This window comes from Rhizobacter sp. (assembly GCF_031412495.1).
Lineage (GTDB): Bacteria > Pseudomonadota > Gammaproteobacteria > Burkholderiales > Burkholderiaceae_C > Schlegelella_A.
The window spans coordinates 1-8,741 of record NZ_JANODC010000514.1; the positions used below are offsets into that span (position 1 = coordinate 1).

General features: G+C 71.3%; 9 protein-coding genes and 1 pseudogene. 5 read left to right on the forward strand and 5 right to left on the reverse strand.

Translation table 11 applies throughout. The features are described from left to right. On the reverse strand, positions 1 to 1,338 hold a 1,338-nt coding region (locus AC30N0_RS19270), incomplete at its 3' end, for a molybdopterin-dependent oxidoreductase (RefSeq protein ID WP_489519509.1). 134 nt (positions 1,339 to 1,472) lie between these two features. On the opposite strand from AC30N0_RS19270, the gene AC30N0_RS19275 reads away from it, so the two are divergent. After that, positions 1,473 to 2,420 (forward strand): LysR family transcriptional regulator, encoded by a 948-nt coding sequence (locus tag AC30N0_RS19275; RefSeq protein WP_489519503.1) that lies wholly within the window; start codon positions 1,473 to 1,475, stop codon positions 2,418 to 2,420. Positions 2,421 to 2,459: 39 nt separating this feature from the next. Here AC30N0_RS19275 and AC30N0_RS19280 read toward each other — a convergent pair whose 3' ends face one another. Beyond that, entirely contained in the window at positions 2,460 to 2,999 is a 540-nt protein-coding gene (locus AC30N0_RS19280; protein WP_489519504.1) for a YidB family protein, read from the reverse strand. 107 nt (positions 3,000 to 3,106) lie between these two features. On the opposite strand from AC30N0_RS19280, the gene AC30N0_RS19285 reads away from it, so the two are divergent. Both AC30N0_RS19285 and AC30N0_RS19290 read left to right on the forward strand, forming a co-directional pair. Continuing rightward, positions 3,107 to 3,736, forward strand: coding sequence for a VOC family protein (locus AC30N0_RS19285; RefSeq protein ID WP_489519505.1), 630 nt, complete (start codon positions 3,107 to 3,109; stop codon positions 3,734 to 3,736). A gap of 17 nt (positions 3,737 to 3,753) precedes the next feature. After that, on the forward strand, positions 3,754 to 4,395 hold the full coding sequence (locus tag AC30N0_RS19290) for an ureidoglycolate lyase (RefSeq protein ID WP_489519506.1): 642 nt from the start codon (positions 3,754 to 3,756) through the stop codon (positions 4,393 to 4,395). Here the strand turns inward: AC30N0_RS19290 and AC30N0_RS19295 are convergent, their stop codons facing one another. The 3 genes from AC30N0_RS19295 to xsc all read right to left on the reverse strand — a co-directional run bounded on the left by AC30N0_RS19295 (position 4,396) and on the right by xsc (position 7,506). Then, positions 4,396 to 4,746, reverse strand: coding sequence for a RidA family protein (locus tag AC30N0_RS19295; protein ID WP_489519507.1), 351 nt, complete (start codon positions 4,744 to 4,746; stop codon positions 4,396 to 4,398). Positions 4,747 to 4,813: 67 nt separating this feature from the next. After that, positions 4,814 to 5,755, reverse strand: coding sequence for a bifunctional enoyl-CoA hydratase/phosphate acetyltransferase (locus AC30N0_RS19300; protein WP_489519510.1), 942 nt, complete (start codon positions 5,753 to 5,755; stop codon positions 4,814 to 4,816). Continuing rightward, the gene (gene xsc / locus AC30N0_RS19305; protein ID WP_489519511.1) at positions 5,752 to 7,506 is read right to left on the reverse strand and encodes a sulfoacetaldehyde acetyltransferase; all 1,755 of its coding nucleotides are present in this window, start codon (positions 7,504 to 7,506) and stop codon (positions 5,752 to 5,754) included. Before xsc ends, AC30N0_RS19300 begins: the two co-directional genes overlap by 4 nt. 272 nt (positions 7,507 to 7,778) lie before the next feature. Here xsc and AC30N0_RS19310 point away from each other — a divergent pair, with 272 nt between their 5' ends. Together AC30N0_RS19310 and AC30N0_RS19315 are read left to right on the forward strand one after the other, a co-directional pair. Then, the gene (locus AC30N0_RS19310; protein ID WP_489519508.1) at positions 7,779 to 8,612 is read left to right on the forward strand and encodes an IclR family transcriptional regulator; all 834 of its coding nucleotides are present in this window, start codon (positions 7,779 to 7,781) and stop codon (positions 8,610 to 8,612) included. Then, positions 8,612 to 8,741, forward strand: a pseudogene (locus AC30N0_RS19315) (cobaltochelatase subunit CobS); the annotation flags it as partial. The gene AC30N0_RS19310 and the pseudogene AC30N0_RS19315, both read left to right, overlap by 1 nt.

The following is an 8,741-nucleotide window of genomic DNA, read 5'->3' on the forward strand; positions in this document are numbered from 1 at the left end:
GTTGGGGACGATGTGGCGCGGGTACGGCGCCTTGTGGCGAAAGCCGCCGGGCGCGTCGATCGTGCCGAGCACGCTCATCAGGACGGCGAGCGCGCGCACCGTCTGGAAGCCGTTCGAATGCGCGGCCAGGCCGCGCATGGCATGGAAGGCGACCGGCCGGCCCTGCGTCGTCGAGTGGCGGTGGCCCCAGGCGTCGGTCCACGCGATGGGCAGCTCGAAGGCCTGCTCGAAGGCGGCCTGGCCGAGCTCGACCGCGAGCGCCCGGATGCGCACCGCGGGAATGCCGGTGATCGCGGCCGCCCACTCCGGCGTGCACGGCGCGACGCGGTCGCGCAGGAGCTGGAACGACGGGGCGACTCGGGTCCCGTCGGCGAGCGTATAGCGGCCTTCGAGCGCGAGGTCGCAGCCTTCGCCGACACCTTCGGGATACGCGGCCTTGACCCGGCCGTCGGCACGGTCGAAGACGAGCTTGTTGTGCGGATGGCGGCCGTCGCCCGGCGGCCCCTTCGCCGGATCGGCGTCGTGCGCGAACATGCCTTCGCGCTCGCCTTCGTCGAGGACGACGAGCTGGGGCGCGTTGGTGAAGCGCTTCAGGAAGGCGTGGTCGATCCGGTCGGTCGCGATCAGCTCGTGCAGCAGGGCCATGAAGAGCGCGCCGTCGGTGCCCGGGCGGATCGGGATCCATTCGTCGGCGATGGCCGAGTAGCCGGTGCGCACCGGGTTGATCGAGAGGAAGCGGCCGCCCTCGCGCTTGAACTTGCCGATGGCGATCTTGAGCGGGTTCGAGTGGTGGTCCTCGGCGGTGCCGATCATGACGAACAGCTTGGCGCGGTCGAGGTCGGGGCCGCCGAATTCCCAGAAGCTGCCGCCGATGGTGTAGATCATCCCGGCGGCCATGTTCACCGAGCAGAAGCCGCCATGCGCCGCGTAGTTGGGGGTGCCGAACTGGCGCGCGAAGAGGCCGGTCAGCGCCTGCATCTGGTCACGGCCGGTGAAAAGGGCGAAGCGCTTCGGGTCGGTGGCGCGGATCTTCGCCAGCCGGTCGCCCAGCAGATCGAAGGCGCGCTCCCAGGAGATCGGCTCGAACTCGCCGGCGCCGCGCTCGCTGCCGGCCTTCCTCAGCAGCGGCTGCGTCAGCCGCGCCGGCGACGCCTGCTTCATGATCCCCGCCGAGCCCTTGGCGCAGATCACGCCCTTGTTGATCGGGTGGTTCGGGTTGCCGTCGATGTAGCGCAGTTCGCCGTCGCGCAGGTGCACGCGAACGCCGCAGCGGCAGGCGCACATGTAGCAGGTGGTGGTCTTCACCTCCACGTTGACCCCGCCGGCCGGCGGCACCATCGGGTCGTGGATCGGCGCGCGCGAGAACAGCTTGGACAGCAAGGCGAGGCACTCCGTGGCCGGGCCACGAGGGCGGCCCGAGACGCATCCTAGGGCGGCGACGCTGAACTGAAAAGCGGGTAATCTCGGTCGCGATGACCGACAAAAGCGATCAGTCGCGGCTTCGCTTCACGCACCGCCAGCTCGAGGTCTTCGCCGCCCTGGCCCCGACCGGCTCGACCCGCGCCGCCGCCGACCGGGTCGCCCGCTCGCAGTCGGCAGCGAGCACCGCCCTGGCGGCGCTCGAGAGCGCCCTCGACGCCTCCCTCTTCGACCGGCTCGGCCGCCGCCTCGTCGTCAACGAGAACGGCCGCGCCCTGCTCCCGCTCGCGGTCTCGCTGCTCGAGCAGGCCGGCGAGCTGCAATCGCTGCTCACCCGGGAGCCGACTGCGCCGCTGCGGATGGCCTCGAGCTTCACCATCGGCGAGTACCTGCTGCCGGGCCTGATCGCACGCTGGAAGCAGGACCACCCGCAGGCCAGCGCGCGGCTGGTGATCGGCAACACCAGCGAGGTCATCGCCGCGGTGGTCGCCTTCGACGTCGACATCGGCTTCATCGAGGGCCGGCAGCGCCATCCCGACGTGGTGGTCCGTCCCTGGCTCGCCGACGAGCTCGTGGTCTTCGCCGCGCCCGGCCACCCGCTCGCCGGCCGCCAGGTGAAGACCGCCGAGCTGGCCGCGGCGCCGTGGATCCTGCGCGAGCCCGGCTCCGGCACGCGTGAGGCGAGCGACCGCTGGCTGCTCGACAAGGTCGGCCCGCTTCGGCCCGAACTCGAGCTCGGCAGCAACGAAGCCGTGAAGCGCGTCGTCGCCGCCGGCGTCGGCATCGGCTGCCTGTCGCGCCACGCGGTCGTCGAAGCGCTCGCCGGCGGCTGGCTGGTCGAGGTGCAGACGCGCCTGCCCCGGGCCACCCGGGCGCTCTCGATCGTCGTGCACCGGGAGCGGCGGCCGGGGCGGGCGGCGGAGGCGTTCATGGCAAGCTGCCTCGACGAAGCCCGGGCGCCGTCGGCGACGAAGCCGCGGCGCCCGCGTGCCCCAGGCTGAGGTGCGCCGAGCCGGACCTTTCGTCCCGGCGCGCCGGTCTCACGTGCCGATGCGTTGCCCGTACTCGTTGATGCGCGACTCGAGCTCGTCGTCGTCGGGCATCGTGCCGCCCGGCGTGAAGTGGTCGACGACCTCGGGCAGCAGATGGGCCAGGCCGTCGCGGGCCTCGTCGTCGCTGACGCCTGCCTGGGCGGCGATGCGCGAGATTTCATCCTGCCCGAACACCTCCGAAAGCGCCCCCGGATCGATGGCCTGGTTGGGACCCGTCGAGACCCAGGACTGCGCCTGCTGGCCGTAGCCGCGCTCGGTGAACTGCCGCAGGAGCCCGCCGAGCCCACCCATCCCGCCGAGGCCGCCGCCTTCGGGCTGTGCGCCGAGACCGCCGGGAAAGCCGCCGCCCGTCATGGACCCGCCGCCCCGGGAGCGATTCACGAGCATGCCCAGCACCACGGGAAGCAGGGAGGCGAGCACGCGGCCCATGCCCCCACCGGATCCGCCCATGCCGCCCATGCCGCCGAGCCCACCGCGGCCTGATGCGCCGCCGCCGAGTCCTCCGAGAATCTGGTCGAGCAGTCCCATGTCGATCTCCTTGCCGTGCGCTGATTGCGGGAGAGGAGCCTAGCAAATCGGCGCCGGCGCTCTGCCATCATGGCGATCGTCCCCATCCTCGCCTTCCGGAGCATGCGATGCCCGCGCGTCTCGACCATGTCATCTACGCCGGCCGCGATCTCGACGAGCTTGTCGCCGCCTTCGCCGCGCTGACCGGCGTCACGCCGGCGCGGGGCGGCCGGCACCCGGGGCTGGGCACGCACAACGCGCTGGCATCGCTCGGCGACGACGTGTACTTCGAGCTGCTGGCGGTCGATCCGGAGCAGAAGGCCAGCCTCGCCGGCACCCTGGGCGGCCGCATCGATGCGCTGCCCGCACCGCGACTGTTCGCCTACATGCTGCGCTGCCGCGACCTCGAGCGCCGGCAGCGCGTGCTGGAACGGCACGGCATCGCGTCGGACCTATTCGATGCCTCGCGCGACACCCCCGACGGCCGCACCCTGCGCTGGCGCCTCCTCGTGCCGCACGACAACCCCTTCGGCGACTTCGTTCCCAAGTTCATCGACTGGCTCGACACCGTGCACCCGGCGACCACCTCGGTCCGCGGCTGCAGCGTCGAGTCGTTCGAGCTCGGCCACCCGCGATCCACCGAGCTGAATGCGCTCCTCGTCGAGCTCGGTACCGGGGTGCTCGTCGAGCGAGCCAGCCAGCCGTGCCTGCACCTGCGCATGCAGACGCCGCAGGGGCGGGTGAGCTTCGTCGGCTGACGCGACCGGGCGAAGCGATGAACGCACCGATCGACTACCTCGATCCGCGGCTGCCCGCCGGCCTGCGGCGCGTCACGATGCCGGTCGTCGATGCCACCGCGGAGGCGCTGGAAGGCTACGGCCGCCTGGTCGACGACCCGGCAGCGTGCCGCATCGAGATCGTGCGCTGGCCCGCACGCGGCAGCCGACCGATCGACGCCGACACCGGCGATCAGGGCGGCACGACCGAGGGCGTGTTCTGCAGCGAGTGGCAGGGCGACGTCCTCTACGGCCGCAACGATGCCGTGGGCGGCCACTACATCCTGGCCTATGCCGAGCTGCCCGAGCACGCGCGCACCGACCACGCCGTGCCGCCGCGCCGCATGATGCTCTGGCACGCGAACTACCACCCGGACGGCGGCCAGCTCTTCTTCCCGCTGCAGCGCCTGCCCTTCTTCGTGCCGCTTGCGCTGCCCGGCGACGACATCCGGCCGGAACGGTTCGTCTGCTTCCGCTTCGACGGCAGCCAGGGCCTGTACATCCACCCCGACGTCTGGCACGAAGGTGTCTTCGGGCTGAGCGGAACGCAACGCTTCTTCGACAAGCAGGGCGCAGTGCACGCCCGGGTCTCGGTCGATTTCGCGCGCGAGTTCGGCTGCCTGCTCGAGGCGCCGATCTGATCAGGCGGCGGCGGTGACGACGATCTCGACCCGCCACTCCGGCTTGGCCAGCCGGCTGTTGACGGTGGCTCGGCAAGGCGCCTGTCCCGGCGCGACCCAGGCGTCCCAGATCTCGTTCATGCCGGCGAAGTCGGCCAGGTCGGCGAGGAAGATCTGCGCCATCAGGATGCGCGTCTTGTCGCTGCCAGCCTCGCCCAGCAGGCGGTCGATCGCCGCGAGCACCTGGCTTGTCTGGCCGCGGATGTCCTGGCTCGCGTCGTCGGCGATCTGGCCGGCGAGGTAGACGGTTCCGGCATGGATCGAGGCTTCGCTGAGGCGCTTGCCGGGGTGGAGTCGCTGGATCGCGGACATCGGATGCTCCAAGAGGTGGAAGGACGGCAAGCCTACGACGAGACGGCGACGCGGGGCCGCCTCAGGTTCACGGACTCGCCGGCGGCGCAGCGGCCGACGCCAGCATCGCCAGCGCCACCGAGGCCAGCCGCGACGTCAGCGAATCGGCGCGCGAGGTCAGCACGATCGGCACCCTCGCCCCCACCACGATGCCGGCGCATTCGCCGCCGCCGATGTAGACGAAGCTCTTGTAGAGCATGTTGCCGGCATTGAGGTCGGGCATGAGCAGGAGGTCGGCGTCGCCGGCGACGCGCGAGTCGATCTTCTTGATCCGCGCAGCCTCTGCCGAGACGGCGTTGTCGAAGCCGAGCGGGCCTTCGACGATGGCGTTTCCCCACTGCCCTGCGGCCGCCTCATCGACCAGCTTCTGCGCGTCGACGGTCGCCTGGATGACCGGGTTCACCGTCTCGATGGCGGCGACGATGCCGACCTTCGGCTGCCCGACGCCGAGCCTGCGCAGCAGGTCGATGGCGTTGCTCAGGATGTCCCGCTTGGCCGGCAGGTGCGGCGCGATGTTGACGACGCAGTCGGCGAGCGCCAGCAGCTTGGGGTAGCGCGGCAGGTCGAAGAGGAAGACGTGGCTGGTGCGCCGGGCGCCGCGCAGCCCGGTCGACTTGTGGATCACCGACGACATCAGCTCGTCGGTGTGCAGCGACCCCTTCATCAGCGCGCCGACCGCCCCGCCGCGGGCCATGGCCGTGGCGTGCTCCGCCGCGGCGCGCGCACCGTCGGCCGTGGCCACCACCTCGAAGGCCGAGATGTCGATCGCCGCCGCCTCGGCGGCCCGGGCGATCTCGGCCGGCGGGCCGATCAGGATCGGCCGGGCGATGCCCTCGTCGGCGACCCGGCGCGCCGCGCCGAGGGCGTTGGCGTCGCAGGGGTAGACGACACCGATCGCCGGCGGCTCGGCGCCAGGGCGGCTGCGCGCCCGCGCGACCAGCGCCGCCAGGCGCGGGTGCGTCTGACTCAGACGTAGTCCCTGTACTTGTCGAGGAAGCGGATCGGCTTGGCCAGTGCATCACGGCGGAACGGGTCGCCGAGCTCGCGCGTGCACATGATCTCGATCACCGTCGTCTTGCCGGCGTTCATCTGCGCGTCGACGGCTCGCTTCAGCGCCGGCCCGACGTCCTCGAGCCTGTCGACAACCACGCCCTCCGCGCCCATCGCCCTGGCGATGCCGGCGAAGCTCTGGTTGTCGAGCTCGCCGGCGACGAAGCGGCGGTTGTAGAAGTCGACCTGGTTCTTCTTCTCGGCGCCCCACTGGCGGTTGTGGAAGACGATGGCCGTGACCGGGATGTCGTGGCGCACGCAGGTCATGATCTCGCTCATGCTCATGCCCCAGGCGCCGTCGCCGGCATACGAGATCGCCGGCCGGTCCGGCGCCGCGGCCTTGGCGCCGATGATGGTCGGAAGGGCGTAGCCGCAGTTGCCGAAGCTCATCGGCGCGAAGAAGGAGCGCGGCTCCTCGAAGCGCAGGTAGCTGTTGGCGACCGAGTTGATGTTGCCGATGTCGGTGGAGACCATGGCCCGCGGCGGCATCGCCTTCTCGAGCTCGCGCAGCACCTGGCGCGGGTGCAGCCAGTTGCCGCCTTCCTTCTTGTGCTCCTCGATCATGTCGAGGCTGTAGGCGTCGCGCTCGTGCGTCCAGGCGTCGAGCTCCTTCTCCCAAGCATCCTTCTCGGCGGCGATCGTCTTCGCGCGCTCGGCCTTCGTGGCGTCGCAGGCGAGCGCCCGCCCCTGGAGGCGCTTGCTCAGCGCCACGGCCACGGCCTTGGCGTCGCCGTGGATGCCGACGCTGATCTTCTTGACCAGGCCGAGGTTGGTGTGGTCGGCCTCGACCTGGATGATCTTGGCGTTCTTCGGCCAGTAGTCGAGGCCGTGCTGCGGCAAGGTGCCGAACGGGCCCATGCGCGAGCCGAGCGCGAGCACGACGTCGGCCTGGGCGATCAGCTTCATCGCCGCCTTCGAGCCCTGGTAGCCGAGCGGGCCGCACCAGAGCGGGTGGCTGGCCGGGAAGGCGTCGTTGCGCAGGTAGCCGGTGACGACGGCGGCGCCGAGCCGCTCGGCCAGCGCCTTGCACTCCTCGACCGCATCGCCCATCACCACGCCGCCGCCGGCGAGGATGACCGGGAACTTCGCCTGCGCGAGCAGTTCGGCCGCGGCGTTGAGGCTGTTCTCGCCGCCGGCGCCGCGCTCCACCCGCATCGGCGTCGGGATCTCGCAGGTGATCTCGCCGTAGAAGTAGTCGCGCGGGATGTTGAGCTGGGTCGGGCCCATCTCGCTGATGGCGCGGTCGAAGCAGCGCGCCGTGTACTCGGCCATGCGCTTCGGGTTGTTGACGTGGCCCTGGTACTTGGTGAACTCCTGGAACATCGGCAGCTGGTTGGCTTCCTGGAAGCCGCCAAGGCCCATGCCCATGGTGCCGGTTTCGGGCGTGACGATGACGACCGGGCTGTGCGCCCAGTACGCCGCCGCGATGGCGGTGACGCAGTTGCTGATGCCGGGCCCGTTCTGGCCGATGACGACGCCGTGCCGGCCGGAGACGCGCGCATAGCCGTCGGCCATGTGGCCGGCGCCCTGCTCGTGCACCACCGGGATCAGGCGGATGCCGGCCGGCGCGAAAATGTCCATCGCGTCCATGAAAGCCGAGCCCATGATGCCGAAGATGTCGGTCACGTTGTTGGCGACCATGGTCTCGACGAAGGCCTCGGACGGCGTCATCTTCTGCACGCCGGCGACGGCGCGGCCGGCGCCCGGCGCGGCCGCCTGGCGTGGCGCCGGGCCGCCGTCGGGCAGTGCGTCGGCGCGCCGGGCCTCGGTCACCTGCTGCTTGGAGGCGCGCTCGGCGGTGGATGGGGTCGGGCTCATGGGTGCGCTCCTGCGGTGATTCGGACCTCGCGGACTATAGGCGCGAGCCCGGTGACGGTCAACGGCAACACGGAAAACGGGACACACCGTCTGATTTCCCGGAACGGCCCTATGATCGCGGCACCATGAAGATCGTGCCCTCGGCGAAGGTCGATGCCATCGAGGTCGGCGGCGACACGCCGACGATCCGGCTGTTCGCGCTGCTCGAGGTGATCGCCTCGCGCGACCAGCTGTTCTCGCTGCAGACGCTGGTCGAGGCCACCGGCCTGCCCAAGCCGACGCTGCACCGCATGCTGCAGCAGCTCGAGGGCGCCGGCCTGCTGCAGCGCGAGAGCGACGGCCGGCACTACAGCATGGCGGTGCGCCTGCGCCGGCTGGCCGAGACGCTGCTCCTCAACGACAGCCACCACGGCGGCCGTCATGCCGTGCTGCGCCACCTCGTCGAGGAGGTCGGCGAGAGCTGCAACATCACGGCGCTTTCGGGCAGCGAGGTCGTCTACCTCGATCGGGTCGAGACGCCGGCGCCGCTGCGCTTCTACCTGCATCCCGGCTCGCGCGTGCCGGTGCACTGCTCGGCGAGCGGCAAGGTCTTCCTGGCGCAGATGGCGCGCGAGCAGCGGAGCCGCCTGCTCGCGCATGCGCCGCTCGAGCGCTGCACGCCGGGAACGATCACCGACCTCGACAAGCTCGAGCGCGAGCTGAAGAGGGTGCAGCGCGACGGCTATGCGATGGACAACGAGGAGTTCCTGCCCGGCCTGCTCTGCCTCGCGGTGCTCGTGCCCGGCGCGGCCGGCGCGCGCTCCAACCTGTGCGTCGCCGTGCAGGCGCCGATCATGCGGGTCTCGCCGCAGAAGGCGAAGCTGCTCCTGCCGGCGCTGCAGCGGGCAGCGCTGGCGCTCGGCGGCATCGACGCCGATGTCGCGGCGTTGCGCGCACCGGCCGCGAAGGCACGCGCCTGATGGTGCGCCCGCTGGCCGAGCTGCGGCCCGAGCGTCGGGTCGGCGTGCGTGAGCTGTTCGGCATCGACAGCGACCTCGTCGTCCCGGCCTTCGCCGAGCGCGACGAGCATGTGCCCGACGTCGACTCCG

Bases quoted from the DNA above. Each gene is read 5' to 3' on its own strand.
- AC30N0_RS19275 (WP_489519503.1), top strand. From the start codon at position 1,473: ATGACCGACAAAAGCGATCAGTCGCGGCTTCGCTTCACGCACCGCCAG.
- AC30N0_RS19280 (WP_489519504.1), bottom strand. From the start codon at position 2,999: ATGGGACTGCTCGACCAGATTCTCGGAGGACTCGGCGGCGGCGCATCA.
- AC30N0_RS19285 (WP_489519505.1), top strand. From the start codon at position 3,107: ATGCCCGCGCGTCTCGACCATGTCATCTACGCCGGCCGCGATCTCGAC.
- AC30N0_RS19290 (WP_489519506.1), top strand. From the start codon at position 3,754: ATGAACGCACCGATCGACTACCTCGATCCGCGGCTGCCCGCCGGCCTG.
- AC30N0_RS19295 (WP_489519507.1), bottom strand. From the start codon at position 4,746: ATGTCCGCGATCCAGCGACTCCACCCCGGCAAGCGCCTCAGCGAAGCC.
- xsc (WP_489519511.1), bottom strand. From the start codon at position 7,506: ATGACGCCGTCCGAGGCCTTCGTCGAGACCATGGTCGCCAACAACGTG.
- AC30N0_RS19310 (WP_489519508.1), top strand. From the start codon at position 7,779: ATGAAGATCGTGCCCTCGGCGAAGGTCGATGCCATCGAGGTCGGCGGC.